The organism is Stieleria mannarensis (genome assembly GCF_014154935.1).
Taxonomy (GTDB): Bacteria; Planctomycetota; Planctomycetia; order Pirellulales; family Pirellulaceae; genus Stieleria; species Stieleria mannarensis.
In genome coordinates this window covers 196,981-211,293 of the sequence record NZ_JACEHH010000003.1, presented here as the reverse complement: position 1 = coordinate 211,293, position 14,313 = coordinate 196,981, and the positions used below count along the sequence as shown (strand labels likewise).

Below are 14,313 nucleotides of genomic sequence, written 5' to 3'. Positions count from 1 at the left end.
CCGGGCCCCGAATACCGGTTCAGCCAAAGATTCTTCACAAACTTTCAAGGAGTGAATACGAATGCCAAAATTAACTGTCGACGGTCTGGGCACCTTTGATGTCGCCGAAGGGAAACGTCTGGTCCAGGCACTCGTCCAGGATGCCCAAACGGATCAACTGCACGCGTGTGGGGGCGTGGCAAAATGTACCACGTGCCGCGTCCAGTTCACCGACGGCGAACCCCCAACCATGACCGAGGCGGAACGGGACACGTTGGCGGTGCGTGAAATCAACGACGCCGGGGTCCGCTTGAGCTGCCAAATTCAATGCGACCACGACATGAGTGTCAAGCTGATCAGTCGATTGGAAGGAAGCGGACGCAAAGACCAAGGATCACCCGTCGCCGATACGATCCAGCCCGAACCGGTCTGGATGACGAAAGAGGCCTAGGGGGCTACCGCAGCTTGGTTCTTAATGGGGCTGAACAATCGCCGTCCTCTCCGAGGTCGGCGCGGCGGCAACGCTACGCTTTTGGGGGCGCCGAGTTCGGAGAACACGGCGACCCTCGGAACCCATCGTCAGCTAAGCAAATTGAGTTGCGGCCGTCTACTAGTACGTTCCCGCCGGTCGACGCTCTTTCCCGGCGAGCACCTTGATCAACCCCGCGCGAAGCTCCTTGACCTTCAACGGCAGCGCCAACAGTTGCCGGCGTGGCCCGCGGCGGGCTTCGGAAATGATTCGCACCTGGCGGCGATCGACCAGCAGAATGGCCGGGATTTCACTGGTGTGTTCATCGCTGGCGAATTTGTTGTACGCTTCCAACGCCAGCGACCCCAATTCGGCGGCGCTAAAAATCACACAATCCGCTGCGGGATCATCGCCCGGTTGGAAACGGGACAGTGCTCGGTTGGGGTCTTGGGTGATCAACACGCGATAGCCACGCGACTTCAACCGTTCGCGGATCGCGTTCTGCAGTGCCGCCTTTGATTCCACCAGCATCACGACGTAGCCTTCGCCTTCGTCGGTCGGGACGTCGTCGTCCTCGTATTGATCGCCGTTTCCCGGTGCATCCGCATCGCGGTTGACTTTTCCCGGCCCCTTTTCCAGGATGTCCATTACTTTGCGAACTTCGGCCTGCAGCGCGGCGGACGACTGAATCCTCTTTTCAGGGCTGAATTCCATCATCTTGCCGAGCAGCTGGGTGACCACGCCCGGAACATCGGGAACGAGCTGATTGATCGGTTTGATTTCTTGGAACCGCGAGACGTTCAGTCGTGCGAGCCGGTCGCGTGTTTCTGTCAGCGCCGGCTGGCCGGACAACATGTGATAAAGCATGTTGCCGGCGAAGAAGACGTCGCTGCGGGGATCATCCTTACGAACTCCCGTGCCTCGTTCCAGGGCGGCGTAGTCGATCGCCCGCGCGTTGGGACAATCGGCGATTTCTTCGGGGTTCTTGCGGTCACTTAGAGCCGCCAATCCAAAGTCCACCAGCTTGGCTTTGCCGTCGGATGAGATCAGCACGTTGGAGAGTTTCAAGTCACGGTGTGAGATCCCCATGCTGGCCGCGTGGGCCAGACCGGAAGCGATTTCGTGGATCAACTGCAGTGCCAACTTCGGCGGCAGCTTGCCGCGCAGTCGAACCAGCTCGCGCAGCGTTTGACCTTCGACAAACTCCATCACCAAGAACGGGTTTCGAGGGTCGGAGACGACGTCGTAGATGCTGACGATGTTGGGGTGACGCAGTTTCAATCCCATGCTGCCTTCGCGAAGAAATTGTTCCATCTCCTTCGGTTCGTCCCGAAAGCGTTTCCGCAGCACTTTGATGGCGAAGACCTGGTCCCCTTTGCTGGCCCGGTAGACGCGGGCGAACGTCCCCGCACCGATCAGATACAGCACCTTGTACTCCCCATAGAAGTACCCGATGCGGTCGCCACGGAGGATTTTTTCGGTTTGCAGCGTGGTGACCAAACCGCGCCGCTGCATTTGCTTGATCACCGAATCAAGCGTGATTTCCGTTCCGCCGAGCTCGCCCATCGCGTGATCCACCTGCCGGCGTTCGGCAAGCCCGAGATCTCCGATTCGACGAGCAAATTCCTCTGGAGTCGGTTGTTCCATTGTTGCGAGAGGTTTGAGAGCGGAGGGACGAGCGGCACAGGCAAAAACGTGCCCGACGCGACAGTCTACACCAACAAACGCCGAATCGTCCCCGGTGTCATCACCGTGAACACAAAATCCGGCGTCCCCGCGAACGCATTTTTCCACAAGGGAGGGTCCAGGGGGGCTGAAAGGGGCATTGGGCTACATCCGTTGGACCACTTCGATCCCGATCAGCTCCAATGCCTGCTTGATCACGCGGCCGGTCAGGACGACCAATGCCAGACGCGTGTTCTGGATTTGCTCGGTCTCCGCGTTCAGAACGTGACACTGGTCGTTGAATTTCGAGAACGCCTCGGCCGTCGAATGGACATAATCGACCAGGTGGTTGGGGCGATAATCGTCATAGACGTTCTGCAACGCTTCTTGAAACTGAAGCAATTGCAAGCCGAGGGCCCGTTCGGCGTCGTGGGTCAGCGTGATGCCGGATTGCTTGACCCGCTCGACGACTTCCTCGGCGGTCACCTCGTTGCGGCGCAAGATGCTGACCGTGCGGGCAAAGCTGTACTGGGCATAGGTGGAGGTGTTGCCCGAGAGCGCGACCATTTTGGAAAGGTTGAACTTGTAGTCGCTGGTTCGATCGTGGGCCAGATCGGCATACTTGATCGCACCGATACCGACGCGTTCGGACACCAGACGTTTTTCCTGGTCGTCCATCGGGGGATCCAGCTTCACCAAACGATCGGGATTGCAAACGACCTCGTAGGCGGCCTGGACGGCGTCATCCAACAGACTTTCCAGACCGATCAGCGATCCACTTCGCGTCTTCATCGGTCGCCCGTCTTCTCCCAGCACGGTGCCGAAACTGACGTGCACCAGTTTCGCATCGGTCAGATCGGTCGCCTCGGCGACGGCGAACAGTTTTTCAAAGTGTTCGCTTTGCCGTGCGTCGACGACGTACAAGACTTCGTCGGGCTGGAACGTTTCTTGTCGATAGCGCAGCGTTGCCAGGTCGGTGGTGGCATACAGGTACGCGCCGTCGCTTTTCTGGATGATCATCGGCGCGTCGAATTGATCCAAGAAGATGCAGATCGCGCCGTCGCTCTCGCTGGCCAGTCCGCGTGCCTTCAGATCGTCAACGATTTCACCCAGCATCGGGTGATAAAACGATTCACCCAACGTGTGATCAAACGAAACATTCAACCGCGAGTAGATGCGATTGATTTCGTCTTTGCAGTGTGGAAGAAACTGCTCCCAAAGCGCGAGGTTCTCCGGATCATCCGCATGCAGTTTGGACGTTTCGTCCAGCACTGCGGTGCTGATGCTGGGATGCGCCTGGGCGCGTTGGTTCATCACCGGATCGTCTTCGGTCGCCGCGATCGCCTTTCGCGCCGCTTTCAAGTCGGCCTGGACCGATGCAATCTTTTTGGCCAATGAATCGGCGGCCTTGCGTTTCTTCTTGGCTTCCTTTCCTTCGGCACTCTCGGCCTCGGCAACCGCCGCGGCGTGCAAGTCATTCAAACGCGCGATTTCCGCTTCGTACTTGGGGACGTTCTCGATCGCTTTGTGATAGCCCATCAATTGATGAACGATGCGATACAATTTGGCCAATTCCGGCACGGGGTCTTTGCGAACGACCTCGGGGTCACCGAAGTGTTTGTAGCCGTAAATGATGATGCCGAACTGAGTGCCCCAGTCGCCCAGGTGGTTGTCGGTGATGACTTCGTGGCCGAGAAACTTGAGCGTCTTGGCCAAGCAGTTGCCGATCACGGTGGTGCGAATGTGCCCCACGTGCATCGGCTTGGCGACGTTGGGCGAGGAGTAATCGATCAGGATTTTTTTGGGCGACTCGACGGGGCGAACGCCACAGCGCTGGTCGGCCAGCATTTCCAGCAACCGGTCCTGGATGTAGCCGTCCTTCAGTCGCAGATTGATGAATCCCGGTCCGGCGATTTCGGGCGTCTCGCACACGTCGTCCAAGCAGAGCTGCCCTATCACCTCTGCGGCGACTTGGCGGGGATTCGAATCGGCCACCAGCTTTCCGATCGGCATCGCGCAATTGGCTTGGTAATCCCCGAACTTGGGATTTCCGGCCGGGCGAATCATCGCGGCATATCGGTCCAGGTCGTCGATCTGGGAGGCGAAGGGGCATCGCGAAAGAGCGTCGGCGAAACGCTCGGTCAACAGCGAGGGGAGATGCATTGCTTTTCTAGAACATTCGACCGGTGGATGACGAACGACCTCGTGGAGAGCTTCGTCGCGGAACAGGGGAACTTGAAAGTGACCGGAAACTCGGATCAATCGGTCTGCTCGATCCCCAGCTCCGAGAGTGGGATCGGCGTTCCGTCGGCCCACAGCGATTCCAGGTCGTAAAATTCCCGGGTTTCGTCATCGAACAGGTGGACAACGACGCTGCCGTAATCGAGTACGATCCAGCGGCTCTCGTCGTAGCCTTCGATTCCGTAGCGTTTTTCGCCCATGCCTTTTTCCAGGGCGTCGTCGATCTGCTCGCTGATCGCGTGCAGCTGGCGACGACTTTGCCCGGTCACCAGGACGAACAGGTCGAATTCGGCCGACTGACCGCAAACGTCGATCACCACGACCTGTTTGCCGTTGTTTTCCAACGCCACGCGGGCCGCCGTGGCGGCGATTTTCCGGCTTTCGTTAGTGCCGTGGGGACGGATTGCCCGTGACGGAGCGACCATCGGGTTCATGGGATCGGGACGTTTGGATTCGGAAGGTTTTTGTTCGGTCATGGGACAAAGTCTATCAGTTTTGTTTTTTCTGTCACGGGTCAGCGGCAACGGGGCGATAATGCCGAGGCGGTGTGAGAATGCCAAAGCTGGGGCAACATTGCCGGGCGGGCGGCTATTACACTGGTGATCCGTCGTCGAGTCCGACGTACGAATCGGGCCGAGGCTGAAATTCGCGACGCGAAGGGACGCCTTAGCAAAGAAGGGGGGGCCATTTTACGCCCGTTGTGTCAGCCGATGTGTCTGACTTCAATGTGCGGTAACCAATTCCCCCTGGCCCCTGCTCTGCCTGGTCCCTCCTGCCACCGAGATTGATTCCGCAATCCCGGCAACCCCTTACCTACCTCAGGAACCATTTCAATGACCAACAAGAACGACAACGCCACTTCCCAAGCCCCGGATTCCACGCCGACAAGACGTCAATTTCTGAAGACGGGTTCGGCAGTGTCCGCCGGAATCACCGGTGCGACGGTGCTGCCCCGCGCGGTCCGCGGTGCCGAACCCAAAGACCAAGGCGGCAGTGACATTGTCCGGATCGGGATCGTCGGATTGGGAGGACGCGGCACCGGGGCGCTCAGCGACACGATGTCGATCAACGAACACATCAAACTGGTCGCGACGGCCGACATCGACGAAAACAAACAACGCGTCCTGGGACGGCTGGAAAAACAGTTCGGCGACAAAGTGGACGTCCGCCCGGATAAGAACTACGTCGGAATCGACGCCTACAAACGCATCCTTGACGACCCCGAAATCGACTTGGTCCTGATGACCACGCCGCCCGGATTCCGCCCCCAATACGTGATGGAAGCGGTCGACGCGGGGAAACACGTGTTTGCCGAAAAACCGTCCTGTGTCGATCCGGCCGGCTACCGGATTTGTTTGCAGGCCCACGAAAAGGCCGTCGCCAACGGTACCGCCATCGTCACCGGCACCCAATACCGCCGTCAAACCAATTACGTCGAAGCGATTCGCCAAATTCACGAAGGTGCGATCGGCGACGTGGTCAACATGACCGCCCGCTATTGCAGCACCGGAATCTGGCACAAGACGCGCAAAGAAGGCATGTCGGACACCCAGTACCAGATCTACAACTGGATGCACTTCATCTGGTTGTCCGGTGACCAGATCGCCGAACAAGCGGTGCACAACATCGACGTGATGAACTGGGTGATGCAAGGACCGCCCGTTGAGGCCTACGGCAGCGGCGGACGTTTCACGCGTCCCGAAGGCAGCGAGATGTGGGACAGCAACTCGATCGATTACACCTATTCCGGCGACCGAAAAGTCGCCTTCATGTGCCGCCAGATCCCGGGATCGCAAAGCGACGTCAGCAACCAGATCTTCGGAACCAAAGGCACCGCCACGATCTACGGCAGCAACGGCGGGGCGTCGATCAAGGACCGCGAGGGCAACGAACTGTGGTCGATGAAGGGCGACATTCAATCGGCCTACCGACAGGAACACAAAGATTTGGTCGACTCGATCCGCGCCGGCGATCCGATCGTCGAACTCAAGGAAACCGCGACCAGCTCGATGACCGCTGTGCTCGGACGCGTTGCCGCCTACACCGGCCAACGCGTGACGTGGGACTTCCTGACCAACGAGTCCGAATTGGACCTGTTCCCCGCTGATTTCGATTACAACGGTCCGCGCCCGGAACCGTCGTTCGCCATCCCCGGCAAAACCAAGCTGATCTAAAACTTGACCAGCAACAACAGCGAATAATAAACGTCGTTCGGTTTGGCACCTTGCGGCGTGCTGTCGTAGCGGTCGGTCAAAGCCAGTTTCAATGAAAGATTGTCGGTGTCGTCCAGCAGGATCTCCCAAGCGACGTCACTGACAAGTCGGTAATCCGAGAAATCTTCCCAGGCCGGGAAATAGTCGACTTTCGCCTTCATCTTGTTGTATCGATTGAGCTGGTACTCGGCCTCGGCCCCGAATACCGCTTCCGGCTTCCAGGCATCGTCCGGTGCGCCGATCTCTTTCGACGCACCGGCACCAAACTTCGTCGCCAACAGCGCGTCGTCGGTGCGGACGAAGTGGTACCCCAGACCACCGTTCAGATTCAGCCGCGAGTCAAAGGCTTTGAATTGGTCCCATTCGGCACCAAATTTTCCAAACGCCGACCAGCGTGAATCCTCGAACAGACGGTCATAGTCCAAGTTCAGCCGGCCGTTGTCTTCGGTCGTGATTCCGCGATTGGTGGCTTTGCGGTAATCAAAATCGATTCCCAACGTGTAACGGTCGGTCTTACGTTTCATCTCCAAACCCGTCTGCAGCGCCAGCGTGCGGGAGTTACCACTGCTGCCGTCGAGTCCCAGTTCGGCGTGATTTTCCCAGCCCCGTGTCACCCAGCGCCACGGGATCTGGTACCAGGACTCCGTTTCCTCGGCCAGCGGGGCGGGTTCAACCGCTTCACCGCTGGCGATCGCTTGACCGATCGGTGTCGATGGGGCCGGAGCGGGAACCGATTCCGGCGGCGACGGAAGTGTCGTGACGGCAGGGGGATTCATGAGCGGGGAATTCGTCGGTGGGGCGACCGGGAAGGCCAGTTCCGATGTCGCCGGCAGCGGAGGCATCGGCAGTCCGGGATAGGAAACCGTTGCCGTTTCGCCGGGGCCGGATTGATACGCGGCCGGTTGGACATCCGACAGCGATGCTTCGGTCGGGGCGGTGGCCGCCCCCGTTGCGGTATCCGGCAGCGCCGCGATTTCAGCCCCCGCCGCGATCTCAGCTTCTGGGGGAGGAAAACTGAATGAAGGTCCCTGCTGTGCCTTGGCTTCCGGGTTCTTGCCCCCGAAAGTCGGCAAACCGAGCTGCCAAAGCGGTGTATCCGCCCTGGCGACGCGTCCGGATAGCAATCCGCCCCAGCCGAGCACACAGCCCAGCGCGAAACCCAGGACACACCCCAGCCCGACGCCCCGCGTCAAAACACCTGTCCTTCCCAACCCTTTCGGCCTGCCCGTTTTAGCCATCTGAAGCATTCCCATGACGTCCAAATCACCCGCAATGAATCGTAATCTCCGCCCGAGCAACGGGTTAACAAAGACTCAGTGGTCATGTCATGGCTGATCCGCCCCGCCGGCGGTCAATCTTTCAGCTTTTTGTCGACGACGGGCCGTTTCGCAATCAAGCCGATGGCGCCGGGTGCAAAAAACGCGGCAAGCAATCGGCCCGCCTGGGGCAATGCCAGCCCGTTGCGTGAGCGAGGGGCAGCGGCGTGGGTGATCGCAGGGCCGCTCGCTGACGCGTCCCGCTAGCAGCGAACGGCAATGCCGCCCCGCGGCCGATTCGACTGATAGCCAACTAGGCACCTGCGGCTGGGAAAGTTAGGATTTTGTCATGAGCGAGAAACAATTCAGTCACCGAATGCGTCAACTGCGAAATCTGGTCGTGATGGCGATGGCCGATGGGACGATCGGCGAGCGTGAAGTCGCATTTGTGGCCCAGCGGTGTCATGACCTGGGGTTGGGCGAAGCGGAGTTGCATCGGGCGATCCGTTTCGGTCTTGGCGACGATGCGGCCTTGGAGCTGCCGACCGACCAGCAGGAACGCAACGAGCTGATGATCGATTTGGTGCGGATGATGGCTGCCGACGGAAAGCTGGATGAAAGCGAAAAACGACTGTTCGCCCTCGCCGCTGCCAAAATGGAAATCTCTTCCGAGCAGCTGAATCACTTGCTCGATCAATCAATGGAATAGGCGACGTGGCAAAGATTCTGATCACGTCGGGGCCGACGCGGCAGTACCTCGACCCGGTGCGTTACATTTCCAACGCGTCGAGCGGTCGGATGGGCGCCGCACTTGCCGAAACGGCACTGCGACTGGGTCACGAGGTGGTGATCGTTTCCGGCCCCGTTCCCACCGAGTATCCGTCGGCCGCGCACGTCGTGCCGGTGGTGACGACCGACGAAATGCTGGCGGCCAGTCAATCGTGGTTTGCAGGCTGTGACGGTGCCATCGGAGCCGCCGCGCCGTGTGACTACATGCCGCGGATTGTCGAAACCGAAAAGATCGCCAAGACGGGCGGCCCTTTAACGCTGCAACTGATCGAGACCCCAGACGTCGTCGCGACGCTCGGCCAGGCCAAGCGTGACGACCAATGGGTGGTCGGGTTTGCTTTGGAAACGAATGATCGCCGGTTTCGCGCAACGGTCAAATTGGAAAAGAAACACTGTGACATGATCATCAGCAACGGCCCCACGGCGATCGATTCCGATGTCAACGATGTCGAACTATTGGACATCGCCGGTGAAGTCGTTGCCCGTGTCAAAGGAACCAAACAAGAAGTCGCCGACGTCCTGATCGCGGAGATCGATCGCCGATTGATCCGTAAAACGATCGCGTCGGGCAAGTAACCCAACAAGATGACTGCAACCAAAACAATCGACCTGTCGACCACGCTGGGACGACTGACGCTTCCCAACCCGATCATGGTGGCCTCGGGCACTTTCGGTTACGCACGTGAAATGGAGCACGTCGTCGACGTGTCGCGTCTGGGCGGGGTGCTTCCCAAAACGATCACCGCCGAACCACGGATCGGCAACACCCCGTGGCGAACCGTTGAAACCTCCGCCGGATTGCTCAACGCGATCGGATTGGACAACGATGGCGTCGATGCCTTCATCGAACATCACCTTCCCTACCTGCAGTCGCTGCCCGTCCCGATCGTCGTCAGCGTGGCCGGACGGACGCAAGACGATTTCGTCTCCTTGGCCCGACGGATCGGCGAGTTCGGGGTCGCCGCGGTGGAACTGAATCTGTCCTGCCCGAACGTCAGCGGCGGGGTCGATTTTGGAACCAACGCGACCAGTTGCCACGACGTCGTGGCGGCCGCGCGCGAGGCCTGTGCCGTCCCGATCCTGGCCAAGTTGACGCCCAACGTGACCCGCATCGCCGACATCGCCAAAGCCGCCGCCGAAGCGGGGGCCGACGCCGTCTGTCTGATCAACACCGTCCTGGCGATGGCCGTCGACTGGCGCCGCCGACGGCCGATGCTGGGCAACGGCATGGGAGGCATGAGCGGCCCAGCCATCAAGCCGATCGCACTGCGATGTGTTCATCAAGTCGCCTCCGCGGTCGACGTACCGATCATCGGAATCGGCGGAATCGCGACGATCGACGACGTGATGCAGTTCCTGGTCGCCGGCGCGTCCGCGGTGCAAATCGGAACGGCAAACTACTACGACCCCACCGTCTCGGCTCGATTGGTCGATCAATTGCCCTCCGCCCTGGCCGAACTGGGTGCCACCGGTGTTGCCGACGTCGTCGGTACCCTGAAGGTCTGATCGACGATGGCACTGTTGACGATTGCAGACGTGACGATCGGGTTCGCCGGACCACACCTGTTGGACGGCGTGACGGCCCAAATCGAACCCGGCCAACGGATCGGCTTGTTGGGCCGAAACGGCGCCGGCAAAACCACGCTGCTGAAACTTCTGGCCGGCGATTTGCAACCCGATCACGGCGAAATCCAACTCGGCGACCAAACCCGTGTGGCCCGATTAACCCAAGACGTGCCGTCGGACCTGACGGGAACCATCAGCGAGATCGTGCTTGCCGGTATCCCGGCCGAAACACGCGACGATCCGACCACCCAGTGGGAAGCCGAGCACGCTGTCGAAACCACCCTGTCGCGCATGCAGCTGGACGGATCGCTGCGATTCGAAGCACTCTCCAGTGGGATGAAGCGTCGTGTGCTATTGGCCAAAGCGATCGTTGCCCAGCCGGACATTCTGTTGTTGGACGAGCCGACCAACCACTTGGATATCGAGTCCATTTTGTGGTTGGAAGACTTTCTGTCGCGCTTTGACAAAACACTGGTCTTCATCACCCACGACCGTTCGTTCCTGCAGTCGCTGGCGACACGTATTTGGGAGGTCGATCGCGGTCGATTGTTTGACTGGTCCTGCGATTACCAGACGTTCCTGGTCCGCAAAGAACAGGCGCTGCAAGCCGAAGAGAAGCAGAACGCACTGTTCGACAAACGGTTGGCCGAGGAGGAGGCTTGGATCCGGCAGGGGATCAAGGCCCGTCGCACGCGAAACGAAGGCCGTGTCCGAGCGCTTAAAGCGATGCGTGTGGAACGCAGCAAGCGACAAAACCGAGTCGGCAATGCGAAGCTGGAACTGCAAGATGCAAAACGCAGCGGTGTCCTGGTTGCGGAGCTGACCGACGTCAGTTTCGCTTACGGTGAACACGCAATCCTGGATCAGTTTTCAACCGAGTTGATCCGCGGCGACAAGGTCGGAATCATCGGCCCCAATGGCGCCGGCAAGTCGACTTTGTTAAAGCTGATGCTGGGAAAACTGCAACCCGATTCAGGCTCCGTGCGACTGGGAACCAATTTGGAAGTCGCCTATTTCGATCAGCTGCGCGACACGCTGGACCCGGAAAAGACGGTCCAAGAAAACGTCGGTGATGGCAGCGAGCAAATCAAGGTCGGCGGAAAGACCAAGCACGTGCTCGGCTACCTGCAAGATTACCTATTCACCCCGGAACGCGCTCGCACCAAGGTCAAGTTTCTTTCCGGCGGCGAGTGCAATCGCGCCTTGTTGGCAAAGCTGATGACGAAGCCTGCCAACGTGCTGGTGATGGACGAACCGACGAACGACTTGGACGCGGAAACGCTGGAATTGCTTGAGGAGTTGCTTGGCGATTTCAATGGCACGCTGTTGTTGGTCAGCCACGATCGGACGTTCTTGAACAACGTCGTCACCAGCACCATCGTGTTCGAAGACGACACCGTGCGGCAGTACGTCGGTGGCTATGACGACTGGCGGGCCGCCGTGGCCAGACGAGAGGCTTCGGGGACCGGACGTCGCCCTGCGGGGAAAGCCGACGCAACACCACGCAAGGCCGATCCGGTCAAGACAAAACCCGCAACGCCTGTGGCTGAGAACGCCAAGCGGAAACTGTCTTACAAAGAAAAGCGTGAACTCGAAGCGCTGCCGGGAAAGATTGAAACCTTGGAACAACAAATCGCAGCGTTGCATGCGGCGATGGCCGAGCCGAGTTATTACCAATCCGGCGGCGACAAGATCGCCGCCGATGCGGCACAACTGGCTGCCGCGGAAGACGAGCTTGCGGCGGCCTATCTGCGCTGGGAAGAGCTAGAAGAATAGTCGCCGTCGATTCGCAAAACCGAATCGACGGCGACCGGTGGGCGTCGTGCCCCGAGGGCCCATCCATCGACAGCGAATCTAGCGTTTCAACGGATCGGGAACAGAGCAATCGTTGATCTGATGTGATTTTTTCTTAACGTTTTTCGTGGCGCATCAAATTCGATGACAGCACGCCGGCGGATGTGGTCATTTTTGTCACGCCGCCGGTGTCAAAGGTTGCGGCCATCCGCAGCGGGTTGCGTAGACCCCGCACAAGGTGTCCAGGGTTGCGTCTGTTCTCTCGATCGTTTGCCATGAATCAGACCGTCACAAGGGTGGGGGGATTTCAATACCAACGTCGTTCGGTGAAGGCGAATCAGAGATCAACAGCACGTCACTGGAACGAAGCAACGTACCCTTCTCCAGGTGCACATTCTTGGTCGCGATCGTGTACTCCACCAGTGCCGCATAGTAGCGTGACTGTGATTCACTGACGCGCCGTTGGGCGTCAAGCAATTGGTCAAAGTTGATCGGCAATCCGGCTTGCCGGGATGTTTCCAGCGCCGCCAATGCATCGCTCGCGGCCTGGTACCGGTTGCGATTGGTTTCGACCTGCGCATACGCCCGATCACACTCGGCAACCATCGAGGTCAAATCGTGCATGATTTGACGCTGCTGTTGTTCCAAGATCGCCCGTTCGCGAGCCACTTGAAGTTTTGCGTGTCGAACGGCCAAATGCCCTTGGCGAAAGCCGACGGGCAGCTTCAACTCCAAACTGGCTTCGTACTCTTGTAAATCGAACGATGCCAAGTCGGAGATCGCCGAGTCGCTGCCGGCCAAGTTCTTGTCCAGGCCGCGAAGACGATAAAGTGTGACGAAGTCCAGCGACGGCATCAGAAAGTTTTTCGCCGCCAACAACTCCATTTCGCTCTGTTTGATTTTCAATCGTTGTTGCTGCAACTCGCTTCGCAACAAGACCGCTTCGGTGGAGATCGATTGCCAGTCAAACTCAATCTTCGCGATCGAAGGGTCATCGCTGGGACGGAGGATCGTGCCGTCATTGATCGCCATCCCCAAGATCAACCGCAGCCGACGCTCCGCCGCCTGAACGCCACCGACACCGGCAAAGGCGCCTCCGGTGGTCGAGTTCCCGTTTTGGGTTCGCATCGACGGCTTTCCCGCGATGGCATCTTGGTACTCGCTGCGAAAACGAAAGTACTGTTCGCGGGCGAGTGCTTCGGCGGCACCCGATTGGCGATTGCTGGATTTCTGCGCCTCGTAGCTTTTCCAGGTCTGTTCGCTCCGCAACATCGCGTCGCGTTTGGCGTCGGCATCGCGATAGGAAAAGTACAAGTCCCAATAGGCGTTGATCACGTTGCTGACGTAGTCGCGAACGCCTTGCTCGAATTTCGCCGACGTGATTTCGCTGTTGACTTTGGCGATCAGCACGCCGTTGTAGACGCCGGGCAAAGCCGCCGGTCCGGCGATCCGATTGAATTGCAATCCGCCGCCTTGCAGCAACGGTTGCCTGGCTTCGGCATGCAATTGCGTTTGCCAGGCACTGTCGGTCAAGTTGCCGGTCGCGTTGTTGGCGTCATAATCGGTCACGCTGCGGACGGAAAACTGGGCCCCGGTGGGCGTCCGTTTACTCAGCTGAAAGACATAGTCGTGGGTGTCTTGTTTGAAGGCGTTGGCACCGCCACCGAAAAAGCGATTGTTGAATCGCCGGTCGTTGTTCTGCCACTTTCCGAACGCATAAAACTGGGTGTCGAACGCACTTAACGCCGCTTCAACACTTTCTTGAGGGTCCAAGCGTTGCAGCGACTCGGTGTATTCCGTTTGTACCTGATCGGGCGCACGCAATACGCTCGCCCCCAGATCTCGCAGCACGCTTCGGTTTCCCAACGCGATGGCGATCGCGGATTCGAGGCTGATGTCGCGAATCGGCGCCGCTTCGATTTGCTCGGCCGAACGCAACGTCAACGGTGCCGAGGTCGCATCCACGGTGACCGCCGCCGTGGTCAGATCGGATTGAACCTGACACATGATCGCATCGACGCAATCGGTCCGTTGCCGAATCGTCTCCCGCATGCTGTGATAGGTGTGACAGCCCGGGGCGGCGATGGCAATCGACACCCCCAAGCAGAACCTTGCCCATTGGTTGACGCGCAACCGACGACACACAGACCGACGGCCTGCGGAGCGAGGGTTGGAAGCGACTGGTTTCGATCGATGCGGCAAGAGTCTGAATCACGGGCGGCTTGGGATCAGAGGCACGGCCCCTCCAATCCACATAGTCGATCTAGGTATAGCTTTCGTCATATATCGAACGTCCAACCGGCAATCGTGAGCCGAAACAGATCGATTCGCCTATCCGGAG

At 59.1% G+C, this 14,313-nt stretch carries 11 protein-coding genes; 6 read left to right on the top strand and 5 right to left on the bottom strand.

The features are described 5' to 3' along the window. Window positions 1–61: 61 nt before the first annotated feature. Window positions 62–430: a 2Fe-2S iron-sulfur cluster-binding protein gene (locus tag H1B37_RS03330; RefSeq protein WP_182865185.1), complete on the top strand. Its 369-nt coding sequence runs from the start codon at window positions 62–64 to the stop codon at window positions 428–430. Between the two features lie 159 nt (window positions 431–589). Here H1B37_RS03330 and H1B37_RS03325 read toward each other — a convergent pair whose 3' ends face one another. The 3 genes from H1B37_RS03325 to rsfS all read right to left on the bottom strand — a co-directional run bounded on the left by H1B37_RS03325 (window position 590) and on the right by rsfS (window position 4,830). Beyond that, entirely contained in the window at window positions 590–2,095 is a 1,506-nt protein-coding gene (locus H1B37_RS03325) for a serine/threonine-protein kinase (protein ID WP_182865184.1), read from the bottom strand. Window positions 2,096–2,278: 183 nt separating this feature from the next. Then, window positions 2,279–4,276 carry an arginine--tRNA ligase gene (argS, locus tag H1B37_RS03320; protein ID WP_182865183.1) on the bottom strand — a complete coding sequence of 666 codons (1,998 nt, stop codon included), beginning with the start codon at window positions 4,274–4,276 and terminating at the stop codon, window positions 2,279–2,281. 95 nt (window positions 4,277–4,371) lie between these two features. Then, the gene (gene rsfS, locus H1B37_RS03315; protein WP_286177362.1) at window positions 4,372–4,830 is read right to left on the bottom strand and encodes a ribosome silencing factor; all 459 of its coding nucleotides are present in this window, start codon (window positions 4,828–4,830) and stop codon (window positions 4,372–4,374) included. A gap of 357 nt (window positions 4,831–5,187) precedes the next feature. Here rsfS and H1B37_RS03310 point away from each other — a divergent pair, with 357 nt between their 5' ends. Continuing rightward, window positions 5,188–6,528 (top strand): Gfo/Idh/MocA family protein, encoded by a 1,341-nt coding sequence (locus tag H1B37_RS03310; RefSeq protein WP_182865182.1) that lies wholly within the window; start codon window positions 5,188–5,190, stop codon window positions 6,526–6,528. Here H1B37_RS03310 and H1B37_RS03305 read toward each other — a convergent pair. Next, entirely contained in the window at window positions 6,525–7,805 is a 1,281-nt protein-coding gene (locus H1B37_RS03305) for a DUF481 domain-containing protein (RefSeq protein ID WP_286177361.1), read from the bottom strand. The two genes, H1B37_RS03310 and H1B37_RS03305, sit on opposite strands and share 4 nt — an antisense overlap. A gap of 367 nt (window positions 7,806–8,172) precedes the next feature. Here H1B37_RS03305 and H1B37_RS03300 point away from each other — a divergent pair, with 367 nt between their 5' ends. From H1B37_RS03300 to H1B37_RS03285, 4 genes are read left to right on the top strand one after another with little or no spacing between them, the layout of a single operon-like run. Further along, on the top strand, window positions 8,173–8,532 hold the full coding sequence (locus tag H1B37_RS03300; RefSeq protein WP_182865181.1) for a tellurite resistance TerB family protein: 360 nt from the start codon (window positions 8,173–8,175) through the stop codon (window positions 8,530–8,532). Window positions 8,533–8,537: 5 nt separating this feature from the next. Next, a complete protein-coding gene (locus H1B37_RS03295; protein ID WP_353620768.1) occupies window positions 8,538–9,188 on the top strand; it encodes a phosphopantothenoylcysteine decarboxylase domain-containing protein in 651 nt (216 codons plus the stop codon). Between the two features lie 9 nt (window positions 9,189–9,197). After that, entirely contained in the window at window positions 9,198–10,118 is a 921-nt protein-coding gene (locus H1B37_RS03290; protein WP_182865180.1) for a dihydroorotate dehydrogenase, read from the top strand. Window positions 10,119–10,130: 12 nt separating this feature from the next. Then, window positions 10,131–11,954 (top strand): ATP-binding cassette domain-containing protein, encoded by a 1,824-nt coding sequence (locus H1B37_RS03285; protein ID WP_182865260.1) that lies wholly within the window; start codon window positions 10,131–10,133, stop codon window positions 11,952–11,954. A 306-nt stretch (window positions 11,955–12,260) separates the two neighbouring features. On the opposite strand, the gene H1B37_RS03280 is transcribed toward H1B37_RS03285, so the two are convergent. Continuing rightward, window positions 12,261–14,069, bottom strand: a complete 1,809-nt coding sequence (locus H1B37_RS03280) for a TolC family protein (protein ID WP_353620767.1) — start codon at window positions 14,067–14,069, stop codon at window positions 12,261–12,263. Window positions 14,070–14,313 lie beyond the last annotated feature (244 nt).

Excerpts from the sequence above, each read along its gene's own strand:
- H1B37_RS03330 (WP_182865185.1), top strand. The coding sequence starts at position 62 with ATGCCAAAATTAACTGTCGACGGTCTGGGCACCTTTGATGTCGCCGAA.
- H1B37_RS03325 (WP_182865184.1), bottom strand. The coding sequence starts at position 2,095 with ATGGAACAACCGACTCCAGAGGAATTTGCTCGTCGAATCGGAGATCTC.
- rsfS (WP_286177362.1), bottom strand. The coding sequence starts at position 4,830 with ATGACCGAACAAAAACCTTCCGAATCCAAACGTCCCGATCCCATGAAC.
- argS (WP_182865183.1), bottom strand. The coding sequence starts at position 4,276 with ATGCATCTCCCCTCGCTGTTGACCGAGCGTTTCGCCGACGCTCTTTCG.
- H1B37_RS03305 (WP_286177361.1), bottom strand. The coding sequence starts at position 7,805 with ATGGCTAAAACGGGCAGGCCGAAAGGGTTGGGAAGGACAGGTGTTTTG.
- H1B37_RS03290 (WP_182865180.1), top strand. The coding sequence starts at position 9,198 with ATGACTGCAACCAAAACAATCGACCTGTCGACCACGCTGGGACGACTG.
- H1B37_RS03300 (WP_182865181.1), top strand. The coding sequence starts at position 8,173 with ATGAGCGAGAAACAATTCAGTCACCGAATGCGTCAACTGCGAAATCTG.
- H1B37_RS03310 (WP_182865182.1), top strand. The coding sequence starts at position 5,188 with ATGACCAACAAGAACGACAACGCCACTTCCCAAGCCCCGGATTCCACG.